The organism is Rhodococcus sp. KBS0724 (assembly GCF_005938745.2).
Taxonomy (GTDB): Bacteria; Actinomycetota; Actinomycetes; order Mycobacteriales; family Mycobacteriaceae; genus Rhodococcus_F.
Window position 1 is genome coordinate 6,422,050 of the sequence record NZ_VCBX02000001.1, and the last position, 14,680, is coordinate 6,436,729.

Genomic DNA, 14,680 nt, shown 5'->3' on the forward strand with positions numbered 1-14,680 from the left:
GTCCGCGAGACACCACACACTCATCAGCAGCAACACGAAGGACGCATCATCATGACCACACCGCCGGTTGTTCGAATCGGTTTTGGAGACTACGACCATACTCGAGATCTCTGGAACGGACGTGTCACCGTCCCGGAATGCGAATTGGACTGCACACCAGTCGATAACCTGGGCGAAGTCTTCCGCAGGTTCCTTGAAGGAGGCGAGTGGGACGCTGCCGAACTGCCGTTGGCAACCGTCACCGCCATGTTGGGACAGGGTGACGATTCCCTGGTGGTGTTGCCGGTATTCCTCGCGCGATCGTTTCGTCACGGCACGATCTACGTCCACAAGGACGGCCCACAGAATCCAGAAGACCTAGCCGGCAAGCGGATCGGCATCCCAACCTGGGCACAGACCACGGGAATCGTCGTCCGAGGCATGCTCGCGTCGGAGTACGGCGTCGACCTGAACTCCGTCAGCTGGATTCAACCCGGGGCGCGCACCTCGGAACGCAAAGAGACTACCCCGCTGGATGTTCCGGGGTTCGACGTAACGCGTGTCGACGGCACCACACTTGACCAACTCCTCCTTGGCGGCGAGGTAGATGCGGTTATCAGCACCCGCCCGCCGGTAGGTACCGAGCGCAGAGACTCTCCGGTAAGGCGCATGTTCGAAAAGTGGACGTTCGAGGAGATGTCCTACACCCGAAAAACGGGCCTCTACCCGATCATGCACGTCCTTGCCTTGCGGCGCGCAGTCTACGAAGCAGAACCCTCTGTCTACACCGGGTTGGTCAAGGCCTTCACCGACGCAAAAGATCGAGCAGTCAAACGCGCGAAGAACACAACTGTGCCGAGTTATCCTCTCCCCTGGGCACCGTCGAACATGTTGCGGACCAAAGAGTTTCTCGGCGACGACTTCTGGCCATACGGCATCGAGGCAAACCTTCCGACCATCGAGAAGTTTCTCGACGACTGCGCGCAGCAGTCCGTCACACCTCGAAGGCTGAGCATCGACGAACTCTTCGCGCAAGAAGCCGCTCACTCGTACTGAGCGGCAGACCTGGCGTCCTTCAATTCCCGAGTCAGTTTCAGAGAGGACCATTGATGTTCCGAAATACACGAATACTGGCTGTGGGGGCGGCGTGTTCCATCGCGCTCGTCCTGACGGCATGTGGAGGTGGCGCCGCCGGCTCCGAGGCGTCGTCCAACTCCGGCCCGTCGGGTGATCCTGTTTCTGGCGGCACACTGCGCACGGTGCTGCTGAGCGAACCTCGCAACCTCGACCCCGCGATTCTTCAGAACAACCTGCAAGGCCAAGGCACACTCGGCAATTCGTTGTACGGAACGCTCATGTACGGCGATGAGCAAACTGATGAGATCAGCTACTCGATGGCAGAGAGCTTCGCGAGCGACGACGGCGGCAAGACCTTCGTCCTTCACCTTCGAGACGGTCTAGAGTTCTCCGATGGATCGCCGCTGACTGCAGATGCGGTGAAGTTCAACTGGGATCGACTCAAGGACAAGTCGCTCGGTTCCAACTCTACCCCCGATGCCGCACTGGTCGAGTCATCCGAGGTTGTCGACAAAACTTCACTGAAAGTTACTTTGACGCAGTCAATTCCGGCCTACGCCCATCAGCTGTCGCAAACCGCGATGAACTGGATTGCATCACCGGAGGCTTTGGCGCAAGGATCGCAGGCTTTTGATGCCGATCCGATCGGAGCCGGTCCGTTCACCCTCGAGAGCTGGACCCGCGCCGGCAAGATCGAACTGGTCAAGAACCCAGGATTCTGGGACGCTCCACGTCCGTATCTCGACCGACTCACACTCACCTCGTCGGCAGATGAAGAACAGCGATTGAATTCCGTGGTGAGTGGTGGCGCTGACCTGGTGCAGGCCGCCAACTGGTCCGTCGTAGAGAAGGCAACAGATGCCGGGTTCCAGGTTCGGACTATGCCGATGGCCGGCGGAACCTTCGTTGCCCTGAACACGACACGAGCCCCGTTCGACGATGTTCGAAAACGCCAAGCAGTCAGTGCAGCAATAGACCTGGAGGCACTGACACTCGCTATCGACAAGGGAGCAGGCGTCATCGCCGAGACATTGTTCCCGGACACCAGCCAGTTCTACACGGACACTCCGCTACATACCTACGACAAGGCCAAGGCGCAGGGCCTCTTTGATCAGTTCGCCGCCGAAGGCAGTCCCTTGACGTTCACCTTCACAGCGTTCCCGGGTAAAGAGCTTGTTGCCCAGGCGGTCCAGGCACAGCTCAGTCAGTACGACAACGTCGAGATTTCCGTCAATCGTGTCGACTGGGCCGAGTCGGGACGCATCTACGGGCAGAAGGACTTCGACATGATGGTGGCAGCGTCCAACTTCATCGACCCGGAACCCGCATTGTTCCGTTCCTTCCACAGCACGTCGCCACGGAGTGCAACGGGGATCAAGGACGATCAACTTGATGCGGCACTCGTAGCCGGGCGCGTCAGTGAGTCGATCGCGGACCGCAAGGACGCGTATGAGACTGCGTCAGAACGTCTTGCCGAGACGGCACCCGCCATCTTCTACCAACGCACGTCGGAGACCTCGATAGCATCCGACAAAGTCGGCGGAATCCAGATGTACGGAGAAGGTTCCCTGTTGACGGCCGGGCTCTGGCTCTCTGACTGATCAGCCGTCACGCACGACGATCTGGTTCGACAATGTACTGCTTGCGGCCGCTATTGCCGAAACCAGGTCGTCAAGTCGTTTCGGAGGCACCCGACGACGCATCGTGACGACACTCAACGCCGCGACAACCGCACCGTTGTCACCGAAAACCGGTGCAGCAATGCCGATGACATCAGGGTCTACTTCCGCGACTGACACACTGACGGAATTTGCGCGGATTTCGGACAGTCGATTCATCAGGGAGTCGATATCGACCAGGGTACTCTCGGTAAAACTCTGCAGAGGCTCTCGGGCAAGTAATTCGCGGGCCTGACTTTCACGAAGCCAGGCCAACAGGACCAACGCAGAGGCCCCGGCGTTGATCGGAAGTCGGCTGCCGCGTTCATAACTGAGCCGGATCAGTTGATTCGCTCCTTCACACCGCTCGATGCAGATGACCGCACTGTCGACCAATCGGGTCAGCAAAACGGTTTCGCCAAGTTCGTCGGCCAATGCACGCATAACAGGCAGTGCGATCTCGGTGAGGCTGAAACTACGCCGCGCAAGGCGGGCAAGCTCCATCACCCGGATACCGAGTCGGAATCCGCCATGTGGCGCCTCTTCGAGGAAGGACGTGGATACCAATGTTTGCAGGTACCGGTAGGCAGTCGACCGAGCACAGTCGAGTGTGTCGGCCACTTCGACAGCACTGATGTGGAGTCGATTGTCGGAGAACATCCCAAGTACGGTCAGTGTGCGGTCGGCGGTGGAGTTACGTTCGCGATAGCCACCGGAAGATGCCGTCATAATTCACCGCCCAATCCTCAATAGCAGGAACACAGTCTCATATCGATTCGTCCCTCCGTGTCAGCCGAGTCCGGCCGCGCCCCGAAGTGTGAGGCGCGGCCGAATCGGCGGTGCGCGGTCAGGAAAGCTGCTGCGCCACCACCGAATTACGCACGGTACCAACGCCGTCGATCTCGACGCTGACGCTGTCGCCGGGATGCAGGAAGAGTTGGGGATCGCGCCGGTACCCCACTCCACCTGGAGTGCCCGTCAAGATGATGTCACCTGGTTCGAGAGTGGTGAAGGTAGAAATGGTCGAGATCAGGCTGGCAATGGAGAAGATCAGGTAGGAAAGATCTGATTCCTGTACCTTCTCGCCGTTGACGATGGTGCGAATACCGGCCGCGGTGATGTCCACCTCGCCGGGAGTCACGACGGTGGGACCGACTGGAGTGCTTGCATCCCATGCCTTTCCCTGAATCCACTGGTGAGTCTTGTACTGAAAGTCGCGCATGGTGATGTCATTGGCCGCCGAGTACCCGAGGACATGGTCGAGAGCGTTCTGTTCGGAGATTCGTCGTCCGGATCGCCCGATGACGACCGCAAGTTCGCCTTCGTAGTCGACCTGCTCGGACTCCGGCGGCACAGCGATGTCGTCGTAGGCTCCGATCAAGCTCGAGGCGTACTTGGCGAACATGACCGGGTAGGTCGGGAGATCGCGCTTGGTCTCGGTGACATGATCCCGGTAGTTCAAACCGACGCACAGGATCTTGGTCGGATTCGGCACGACCGGAAGCAGCGTGACGTCGTTGATCGCGACGGAGTCCGCTCGACGACGCGGTGCTGCCGCAAGAACGTCGATCGGCGTCGAAACCCCGATCTCGGTGATCCCTTCGAGGGGAACGAGATGGTCGCCGTCGACCTCGCCGACACCGCGCGCTCCGTTGAATTCATATGTTGCGTATGCCATGTCAGTTTCCTTCGCTCGTCTTGCGCCAGGTTGCGAGTTGGCCACCCCACAGGTTCACCGAGGTCGGAATCGGCTTCCAGCGGCGCGGCACATAGGTAACGCGGTCATCATGAAACTTCTCCATTTCGGCCGACAGTTCGATGTGATTGCCGGCCGGGTCGTCGAAGAAGACGAACAGGTTGTTACCCGGTCCGTGGCGACCCGGTCCCCAACTGACGTCGACACCGAGATCGGTGAGTCGATCGCACCAGGCTTTGAAGTCTTCCCATTCCGCGAGGTCGTAAGAATAGTGATCGATGTCGCCCGCCTTGCCGATCTCGACGACGGCCAAGGTGTGGTGGTCGCGATCGCTGCGAAGCCAAGCGAACTTACCGTCCTCGAGTTGATCGGAAATACGGAACCCGACAACATCGACGAAGAACGCCGCCATCGCCGCGACATCCACGGTGCCAACCGTAGTGTGCTGGAACTTGATCGGCCGTCGTCCGGTGTCCGCAGCATTCTCACCCTGCCGCTCTACCGGCCCATGGAAGTGCACGATGTTGCCGTCGGGATCCGGAACGGAGATTCCGTCCGCAGTACCGAGTGCATAGTCGATGAAAGACGGATCGAGCTCGGAGACGTCATGTCCCGCAGCAAGCAGACGCTTCCGAATTCCCTCGATGCCGTCTGTGTCGCGCACCTCGAAACCGTAGTATGCCAAACTCTTTTCGCCTTCGATCAGGTCCACGACATGGTGACCGGTACCCCAGCCCAGGCGCAGACCACCGTTTTCGAGTTCGCCTTGAACGACGAGGCCGAGAACGCGACCGTAGAAGGAAGCTGCCGCAGCCACGTCGGGAACATGGAAACCGATGTGAGAGACGGCAGTGGAGGTAAGGGTGCCTGCAGCATCGCGTTCCTGCAGGACAACACGATTCGGTCGTTCCATGATTATGCCTTTCCTAATGATTCGGAGTGGGATGTCTGAAAATCAGGGGCCCAGGTGCGGAGTACATCGGTAACCTGAGCCGTGTCCTGGGGATACCAGGCAGCCGCGACGAAGTGATCTGGGCGCAAGAGAACAAAACGGCCTCGGTAACAATCGAATTCGCGATTCAGTCCGCCGTCGACGTCGATCAGCACTCGCTGCTGGAGCCGGGGCAGGATTTCGTCGACGGGCACACATGCGGCAGTTGCATTGAAAAGCGCGGCCACTACCGACACGTTTGCCCAGTCTTCCTCGCTGGTGACATCGACACCAACCAGAGCCCAGCCGTGACCGAGGGACTGATCCAACAGACCGATGCGCTGGTCGATCGTGTCGAACGCCCGTGGCTGCCCAACGGGGACACCGACGTTCGGCCCTGAGACAACGAGTCCGTCAGTGAACTGTTGAACGGGGCGGTACCGCATTTCCTCGAAGAATGTCCGCCCTTCCGATGTAGCCAGTGCAGCCCCGACCAATTCGTCGCGACGGCGAGCCAGTCGAGGTGAGGTTGTCATGACGACCCGCCCGAGCCTCTCCGATGCGCGCACGGTTGCGACTACGTGTGGACTGCGTTCGCTCTGGTAACTACGCAGGGAGCTTTCATGCAATCGCCCGTCCAGCACATCGGCGATCTTCCACGACAGATTCGCCGCGTCCCGGATTCCGGAGTTCAAGCCCTGACCGGCGAATGGCGGCATCATGTGAGCAGCATCGCCGAGCAGGAAACATCGACCGACCTGCCAGTCGTCAGCGACAACGGCGTTGAAACGGTAGTTGACCGCCCGCTCGACCTGTTCGGGAGGAATGGCGCGATACCGGCGCAGCAACCGTTCGATCAGTTCGAACGAGGGTGTGTCCGTCGGTTCACCCTCTCCGGAGAACAACCGGAATTCGTAGCGGCAACGACCACCGAGTCCTGGCACGATGACGTGTGGACGTTCCGGATCGCCGTGGTGCATTCCGAAGCGTTCGGTGTGGAAATCACCGAGCGTGTCGACGACGAGCCAGACGTCAGGGTAGCTCCGTCCACTCATGGTGACGCCGAACAACTCCCGCATTGTCGAGCGACCACCGTCGCAGCCCAATGCGTACCGAGCCACCACGTCGCCGTCCGTCGTCGAGATCGTGGCGCGATCCCGATCTTGTTCCACTCCGGTTACTTCGGTTCCGAAATGCACGTCGACATTCGGATGATCATGGAGCGCTGAGAGCAACACTCGCTCGAGGTCCGGTTGTGCAAAGGGATTCTTGAACGGGTATCCGAGCCGGTACGGAACGGCGGCACGTGCATGGAACAGAGGCTTGTTGTCACTGTCGAAGTACTGGGTTCCGGTACCAGGCACCATTATTCGCATCACCGCATCGGCAATGCCGGCCTGCTGGTAGACCCGCAATGCCTCGTCGTCGATGCTGATCGCCTTCGGCTCATCGCTGGTGGTCATGCGTTGCTCAAGCACAACCACGTCGAGGCCGCGGGCCGCGAGTAGCGCTGCCGCGGTCATTCCGACCGGGCCTGCGCCGCAGATCGCCACGTCGTACCGGCGGCCTCGAAAAATCGAGTTCACGAGTTCCTCCTCTGGGATCGCCACCAGAAGTGGCGTGCAGAAACGGTAACTCGCCGTCCAGCTATCCAGGAATAGATTCCTGCAACATAGGACGCACACTTAGGTTTACATCAGTGGAGTACCTCGACAGCGAAGGCTGGACAGCATTCCGGCTCAATTGCCAATAGCTACTGCGCAATTGAGCCGGAGTTCACACACCTACGTCACTGCAATGGAGGGAACGCCCCAGTCCAACTGTCCTAACCTCGGCGGCGGCCCCGCCCCCGGCCACCGGCAGGGTCCATCTCGGACTTCCATTCCCGGAACCCCTCTTCTGTACTTCCGCGGCGCCAGTATCCGGAGATCGAAACCTGGTCGCGGAGCAAGCCACGTTCACTCAACAGATATGGCCGCAGACCGTGCATGATTGCGTCGGCTTCACCATGCGCGAATACCTGAACACGCCCCGGAAGCCAGCCCAGGTTACGCACAGAGTCGACCAACGCGCTGTTGCCGGCATTCGCGTCGCGGTGCACAAAGACGATCTCGGCCCCGGTCGGTCCCAACTCTGCCAGCGGCGGCTCGTGCGCGGCCGAGTCCACCTCGACCACAACCCGTGCCACAGCGTCCGGCGCGGCATCTGCCAAGGCGGCGAGAGCGGCACTGATCGCGGGCACTGCAGACTCGTCACCCACCAACAGGTGCCAATCAGCAGCCGGGTCCGGCGCATATCGCCCGCCCGGTCCGTTGACCATCAGCGTGTCGCCGGGTTGCGCTGTAGCCGCCCACGGTCCAGCGACGCCTTCGTCTCCGTGAATCACAAAATCGATTGCCACCGTCCCCGCCTCGATGTCGGGGTAAATCGCTGTGTACGTACGCACCACCGGCAGGTCCTCGGGTGCCATAGTGCCACGCAACGCACGGACGTCGAGCGGCTCGGGGTACACGACACCGGGCTTGGGAAAGACCAGCTTGACGTAGCGGTCGGTGGACACGCTGCCGACGAACGCCGAGAGGTCGTCGCTGTGGAACCACACTCGCCGAAGCGACGGAGTGATGGGTTCGCTACTGGTCACGGTCAGATATGTAGTCAAGACGTCTCCTTGATCGGACGCATTCAGAATGAAAACGATATACTTCTATCTATATCACGATATATCGACGATATGGATGTCAGCTGGCTCATAGATGGGTCCAGCGTAGGTTTGCCGGAGGACGGCAGTTTCCTCAGCGAACGGTTTGACTCGGGTAGGAAGTCCCCGTGTCCGAAGACTCGGCTCGCGCAGGCCAACCGAACGCCGCCACAGCACCGGCCACACTCAACAGAGCCACCGCCGCGCCGACGAACAGAGTCCACCGCGGCCCGAAGGTCTCGCCGATCCATCCGATAATCGGCGCTCCGACCGGCGCACCTCCCATCGACACCATCACGTAAAGGGCGGTGACACGTCCACGAAACTCCGGATGGACCTTGAGCTGAATATTGGCCTGAGCGGCGGTGATCATCGTCATGGCACTGAGTCCGATCAGCGGAGTCCAGATCGCGAAAGTCAGATAGGTCGGCATCAATCCACCCACTGCAAGCGCACCACCGAACGCCAACGCCGCAAACATCACCAGACGGCCGGAAATCGTGGATCGCCTCGCCGCGGCCAGAGCACCGGCGAACGACCCGACCGCCATCGCCGAAGTCAACAGGCCGAACTCTCCGGCGCTCTTGCCGAATTCCTGCGTCGACATCAACGCAGTGGTCAACTGAAAGTTGATTCCGAAGGCCCCCACGAAGAAGACAATGACGAACACGAAGAGAAGATCGGGCCGACCACGCAGGTAGCGCACCGCTTCGAGCAGCATCCCCTTGCGCCGCACCTGCGGCTTAGGTGACGAGAGCAGATCGGGATTGATCGATTGAAGAGCGTAGATCACTGCGATGTAACTCAAGGCATTGAGAAGGATCACCCATCCCGCCGCCTCAGCGCCGGAACCGAACGCCGCAATCAAGACGCCCGCCACCGCAGGACCGACAACCCGCGCGGTATTGAACGATACGGAGTTCAGCCCCACCGCATTGGTGAGATCCTCGGGGCCGACCAATTCCGGCACAAACGACTGTCGCGCAGGAGCATCCAAAGCCGCGCCGATACCGAAGACGAACGCGATGACGTAGACGTGCCACGGGTGCGCCGCGCCTGTGACTGCCAGGATTCCCAAGATGAGTGCGGGGACTGCCATCATCACCTGTGTCACCTGCATCAGACGGCGCTTCGGATAACGGTCTGCCAGTAGACCTGCGAGGGGAGAGATCAGCAAAACCGGCAGGAACTGCAAACTCGTCGTGATACCGACCGCGGTTCCACTGTTGTCTGTCAACTGAAGAACGAGCCAGTCCTGGCCGATGCGTTGCATCCAGGTGCCCACGTTCGACACGACTGCGCCCGCCGCGTATATGCGGTAGTTGGGGATTGAGAGTGAGCGAAAAGTTTGGAGCACTACTGCGCCTATCTTGTCGGGGTCGAACCACTGCGGTGGACGGAAAGTGAAGCACACAAGTTACTTTCAACCGGTGAATCGAAAGAGCAACTCCAGACCCCAGCACTGAGACCGTATCGACGTCGACGGGATCGCGTCAACGACACCAACTTCAACCTAAGTATGCAATGCACGGAACCCGAACAGCGGCCACATCTGCTAGAGCGAAAATATGGTCTGTGAACTATGCAGTGCTGCAGCACTGTTCGGGTGACACCGGCTCCGCGCCCTACATCATGTGCTTCGGATGAACGGATGAGGGCATCAGCTGCAACATCGACATCCGGAATGCCATTTCCCGCCGATTGTCGACCAGTTCGGAATAGAGGTCCTCACGCGCGGCTTGACCCATATTGTGCGGCCCGACGATCCGGTAGCAGGCTTGATTGAAGCTGCCGAACCACAGTTGAATGAACAGCTTCGGGTTCAGGATCATCTTCCGCATCGGAACCATACAGCCGATTTCACGCGCGAGTGCGTCCAGGTAGAGAACCTGCGATGGTATTGCCTCAGTGTGCCGCGGACTCAGGGCAGTCCAGTGCTCTTCCCATTCCTTCTCTCGTCCGATGACTTCGTCGAGATTGCGGGGAAGCTTCAGCTTGCCGCTGAGTACACGCGCAAAGTAGCGCGCCTGCATCTCCGCACAGATGGGAATGCCACCCGAGAATGGGCGAACAAATCCGATGAATGCCGCGGTCCCTTGGTGTTCCGGATGAAGGAAGTGCTTGTAGAGGTTGCGGACGTTTCCTTCCTTGACCTGTAGGTCGCCGACGGAGAGTTCCTCGTTGCTGAAGCCCGTGCAGAGCACGATGGTATCGAATTCACCGACCTTCGAATCCTTGAAGACGACCTTGTTGCCTTCGGACGTCTCGATTCCCGCGTCGTTCAACACGACTCGGCCGTCGACAATGCTCGGGATGAAGCTGACGTTCTTGCAGAAGATCGTTCGCTGTGTCCAGCTTCCATCGGGATGAGATCGTCGATTCCAGGTTTTGATCAGGTTCCAGTTCTCGTCGTTGTGGACCGTTCCGATATCGAGCTTCGGGGGATAGACCGCCTCGCCCATCGGATTGAGCGCGGGCGCAGCGGCGCGCATGCCTGGAATAAACTTGTCTCGGTACACGCGCAGAGCGCCCAGAGCCGTCGTGACAACTCCGAGAACCACCGATACGGCAAGAAAGAGAGCCTTCGCGAGGGAACTGCGTCCCCAGACGGTGTCGAGAGGGAATGGATAGTCGGTTGCTCGCCTGAGCATCTCGTGATGATGCGATCTCACGGTGCCGTGATCCGTCGTCCTGGTGCTGTTGAACACCCGGGGCAGCAGATAGTTGTACGACCTGATCGACAAGGTGCACGCATCCGCCACATCGCCGATTTCACGAACGATATCGGCCCCTGATTCCGCCATACCGACGATCAGGACACGCTTGCCCCTGAATCGCTCGTTGTTCCGATATTCCGACGAGTGCACGATCTCTCCGGAGAAGTTCTCGAGCTCGGCGATGTTCCGGTTGGGTGTCTTGAACGGTCCGGAACAAATTGCGACCGCGTCGAACTCTTCCACCACCTCGACACCGTCGCGGCGAACCGACACGGTCCACGTATCGGATTTCCGTTCGACATTCGTCACCTCGCTGCCGAACCGAATGTGGTTGCGTAGGTGGTAGAGATTTGCATATTCCTCGAGGTACTCGAAGTACTGCCTACGGGTGTAGAACACTCGTTCCCCTTTGAACGGGTGATCCGAGTAGGCCATCAGCTTGATCGAGATGGTCAGATGAAGGTTGTCGTATGCCTTCATCTTGTCGCCGTCACCTTCGTGGCGAAGCCAGATTCCTCCCACGTCCGCGTTCTTGTCGAAGCAGACCACCTCATGCCCCTCGTCGAGAAGCTGTTTGACGGTTGTCAGCCCGCACGGACCCGCTCCAACGACACAAACCTTCATATATTGCCTCCGAGATTCCCGAGTAAGAAACCGAACTAACTTCGATCAGCGTCGCGACCACATGGGTCAGGACGTAAAAGATGTGAGGATCATGTGCATTCTGTAACGGCCTGACCATCCAGCCCCGATGCGCATAAAATTAGGTTAGGCTAACGATGCTAGTCGAACGTGGTCAGGGGTAAGGATGTTGCCAACCTCACCATCCACCCAGTCGGGCAACAACTTTCAGTAATCACAACAAGGACACCCATTTACATTTAGGATAGCCTAGGCTGTCTACCGCCGTCACAGGAAGATAGAGAGACTTCACGAGGCAGGCGATAGTAAAGATTCGATTTCGAAAGACTTGAACCTTTCTTTAGGTTCTCATCTTCGAATAGTGGGTCGATCACGTCTCGTAACAAAGAGTTACACCTGACTCGAAAGGGATCGGAAATGAGCAGTCGTGTCGACGAGGTCGACGTAGTCGTCGTAGGCGGCGGACCCGGAGGGTCCAGCGCTGCAACGCTATTGGCCAAGGGCGGTCACAGAGTTGTGCAGTTGGAAATGGAGCAGTTTCCGCGCTATCAGATCGGCGAATCGCTTCTGCCCGCCACGGTCCACGGCGTGTGTCGACTGCTCGGAGTGGAGAAGGAGATGGAGGATGCCGGATTCATGCGAAAGCGCGGCGGCAGCTTCCGCTGGGGCAAGAACCCGGTGCCGTGGAACTTCTTGTTTGCGATAACTCCCGAGTTCGCCGGACCCACGTCGTACGCCTACCAGGTCGAACGGATGAAATTCGATCACATTCTCTTGAAGCACGCGCAGAAATGCGGAGTCGACGTACGGCAGCAGTCCACCGTCACCGGACCGATCCTCGACGACAACGGACGAGTAGTTGGTGTCACGTACACGGATGTGGACGGCGACGTCTGCGAGGTGCGTGCGAAGTATGTCGTCGACGCCTCGGGAAACAAGACTCGGTTGACGAAGCATGCCGGCGCCGAACGTGTCTACTCCGACTTCTTCCGGAACGTAGCACTGTTCGGATACTTCAACGGGGGCAAGCGTTTTCCCGAGCCTGACTCAGGAAATATCCTGTGCGCGGCGTTCGACGAAGGATGGATGTGGTACATCCCGCTCACCGACGAGCTCACCAGCGTGGGTGCGGTGATCGCGAAGGAACACGCGGCAAAAATCCAGGGCGATCCGGAACACGCTTTGGCGAAGTTCGTCAAACGCTGCGCAATTGTCGACGACATGCTCTCGGACGCGACCCGAGTTACCGATGGCGTATACGGGCAGATCCGTACCCGAAAGGACTACTCCTATGCCAACACCAAATTCTGGGGTAACGGCATGGTATTGGTCGGCGACGCAGCATGTTTCATCGATCCGGTATTCTCCACCGGGGTGCATCTGGCTACCTACTCGGCTGTTCTTGCCGCACGCTCGATCAACAGCGTCTTGTCGGGGGAACTGAGCGAGGAGCGAGCATTCGGCGAGTTCGAGGGACGGTACCGTCGGGAGTACGCAGTGTTCTACGAGTTCTTGTCCTCGTTCTACGACATGGAACAGTCTGAAGACTCGTACTTCTGGAAAGCTCGTCGTGTGACCAACTTCGACGGTCAGGACATGACGGCATTCGTGTCTTTGGTGGCGGGCGCGTATTCGCAGGAGGACGTGCTGACCGACGCCGACGCTGTGGTGAAGCGATTCTCCGCGTCGACCAAGGCATTGACTGATGCGACTGTGAAAACTGGTGGCATGGATACAGATTCAGGTCAACGGATGAACCATCTCTTTGCCACGCCGGTAGTTCGAGAGGTGATGGAAGAGATGAATTCATTGCAAGCGCGTGGCGCGAGCAGTTCGATTCAGACTCCGCCGCCTTTGCTCGAGGGCGGGTTGGTCCCTTCACCTGATGGGCTGGCCTGGGTAGAGCCCGCTCTCGTAACACGTTGAACATCTGGGCTGCTGCGGATCCCGTACCGCAGATCGGCGAGCATGCGCTGCTGATTCTTCTGACACAAATCGCTGTGCTGATCGGCGTGGCTACTATCTTGGGCAAGGTGGCGAACCGGTTCGGATTGCCGAGCATCGTCGGCGAGTTGTCAGCGGGAATCGTGATGGGCCCCTCGATCCTGGGGAGCATTTCGCCTGACGTAGAGAACTGGTTGTTTCCGGCTGTTGCGGCGCAGCAGAATCTTCTCGACGCAGTGGGGCAGATCGGCATTCTCCTGCTGGTGGGCTTGTCTGCGGCGCAACTGGATACAGCATTTGTTCGACGGCGTGTCGGCGTGGTCGCCTCGGTGAGTGCCGGGGCATTCCTGGTGCCATTGGGAGCAGGTATCGCGGCGGGTTTCCTCCTCCCCGACACCCTGATCGGCGAAGGTACGTCCAACGTCACCTTTGCGGTGCTGATCGGAACTGCACTGTCGGCCAGCGCCGTTCCCGTGATTGCCAAGACGCTGCTTGAGATGGGACTCCTGCATCGCAACGTCGGCCAGTTGACGCTTGCCTCGGGCACCGTTGTCGATGCTGCAGCCTGGTTGATGCTTTCAGTGGTGTCGGCCATGGCGACCGTTGGTGTACGCGCGGGCAAGATCGTGTGGACAATTGCATCGTTGGTGTTGCTCGTGGCGGCGGCGCTCTTACTGCTTCGTCCGCTCGTCAAGGTCGTCCTTGATCGCGCCGAGAAGCACTCTGATCAACGGACGACCATTGCAACGGTCGTCGTCGTTATTCTCGGGTGCGCCGCTGCAACACAAGCACTACATCTCGAAGCGATTCTCGGCGCCTTTGTCGCCGGAGTGGTGGTGGGACAGAACCGAGCTGCGTTGTTGGCACCGCTGCGGACCGTCGTGATGACGGTATTTGCGCCGTTGTTCCTTGCCACTGCCGGTTTGCGCGTGGACCTCTCAGTACTTGCTGATCCGCGGGTGTTGCTGGCCGGCGTGGGTGTGCTGGCGGTGGCGACTGCGAGTAAGTTCGTCGGCTCCTATGCGGGCGCACGTGTGGTTGGCTTGCCGCGCTTGGAATCGGTGGCATTGGGCGCAGGGCTGAATGCACGTGGCGCAGTGGAGATCGTGATCGCGATGGTGGGTCTGCGACTTGGCGTCTTCGGCGCCGAAGCGTATGCGGTCATCGTCTTCGTCGCGGTCGTGACGTCCGTCATGGCACCACCGATCCTCCGATGGTCGATGTCGCGAGTAGATCACACGACCGAAGAGGAACAGCGAGCACAACTCCATGAGAAGTGGGAAACAGCTCCGGGCCGAGAATGACCCGGTAAATCCCCGAACGTTGCGTGCCGACCTG

The 14,680-nt window shown here is 59.3% G+C and carries 11 protein-coding genes; 4 read left to right on the forward strand and 7 right to left on the reverse strand.

All coding sequences use genetic code 11. The annotated features are described in order from the left end of the window. Nucleotides 1-51 precede the first annotated feature (51 nt). Both FFI94_RS29600 and FFI94_RS29605 read left to right on the forward strand, forming a co-directional pair. Nucleotides 52-1,035, forward strand: a complete 984-nt coding sequence (locus FFI94_RS29600; RefSeq protein WP_144298301.1) for a 4,5-dihydroxyphthalate decarboxylase — start codon at nucleotides 52-54, stop codon at nucleotides 1,033-1,035. A gap of 53 nt (nucleotides 1,036-1,088) precedes the next feature. After that, a complete protein-coding gene (locus FFI94_RS29605; protein ID WP_138870977.1) occupies nucleotides 1,089-2,657 on the forward strand; it encodes an ABC transporter substrate-binding protein in 1,569 nt (522 codons plus the stop codon). Here FFI94_RS29605 and FFI94_RS29610 read toward each other — a convergent pair whose 3' ends face one another. The 7 genes from FFI94_RS29610 to FFI94_RS29640 form a co-directional block, all read right to left on the reverse strand. Then, a complete protein-coding gene (locus FFI94_RS29610) occupies nucleotides 2,658-3,443 on the reverse strand; it encodes an IclR family transcriptional regulator (RefSeq protein WP_185993344.1) in 786 nt (261 codons plus the stop codon). A gap of 118 nt (nucleotides 3,444-3,561) precedes the next feature. After that, a complete protein-coding gene (locus tag FFI94_RS29615; protein WP_138870979.1) occupies nucleotides 3,562-4,392 on the reverse strand; it encodes a fumarylacetoacetate hydrolase family protein in 831 nt (276 codons plus the stop codon). A 1-nt stretch (nucleotide 4,393) separates the two neighbouring features. Beyond that, a complete protein-coding gene (locus FFI94_RS29620) occupies nucleotides 4,394-5,323 on the reverse strand; it encodes a VOC family protein (protein WP_138870980.1) in 930 nt (309 codons plus the stop codon). A 2-nt stretch (nucleotides 5,324-5,325) separates the two neighbouring features. Beyond that, nucleotides 5,326-7,026, reverse strand: a complete 1,701-nt coding sequence (locus FFI94_RS29625) for a bifunctional 3-(3-hydroxy-phenyl)propionate/3-hydroxycinnamic acid hydroxylase (RefSeq protein WP_397495529.1) — start codon at nucleotides 7,024-7,026, stop codon at nucleotides 5,326-5,328. Nucleotides 7,027-7,166: 140 nt separating this feature from the next. Further along, nucleotides 7,167-8,000 carry a siderophore-interacting protein gene (locus tag FFI94_RS29630; RefSeq protein WP_138870981.1) on the reverse strand — a complete coding sequence of 278 codons (834 nt, stop codon included), beginning with the start codon at nucleotides 7,998-8,000 and terminating at the stop codon, nucleotides 7,167-7,169. A 133-nt stretch (nucleotides 8,001-8,133) separates the two neighbouring features. Next, nucleotides 8,134-9,396 (reverse strand): MFS transporter, encoded by a 1,263-nt coding sequence (locus tag FFI94_RS29635; RefSeq protein WP_185993345.1) that lies wholly within the window; start codon nucleotides 9,394-9,396, stop codon nucleotides 8,134-8,136. 268 nt (nucleotides 9,397-9,664) lie between these two features. Then, nucleotides 9,665-11,380: an NAD(P)/FAD-dependent oxidoreductase gene (locus FFI94_RS29640; protein ID WP_138870983.1), complete on the reverse strand. Its 1,716-nt coding sequence runs from the start codon at nucleotides 11,378-11,380 to the stop codon at nucleotides 9,665-9,667. A 435-nt stretch (nucleotides 11,381-11,815) separates the two neighbouring features. Between FFI94_RS29640 and FFI94_RS29645 the strand changes: the two genes are divergently transcribed. After that, nucleotides 11,816-13,324 carry a tryptophan 7-halogenase gene (locus FFI94_RS29645; RefSeq protein WP_138870984.1) on the forward strand — a complete coding sequence of 503 codons (1,509 nt, stop codon included), beginning with the start codon at nucleotides 11,816-11,818 and terminating at the stop codon, nucleotides 13,322-13,324. Further along, nucleotides 13,321-14,646, forward strand: a complete 1,326-nt coding sequence (locus FFI94_RS29650) for a cation:proton antiporter (protein WP_138870985.1) — start codon at nucleotides 13,321-13,323, stop codon at nucleotides 14,644-14,646. Before FFI94_RS29645 ends, FFI94_RS29650 begins: the two co-directional genes overlap by 4 nt. Nucleotides 14,647-14,680: the final 34 nt, after the last annotated feature.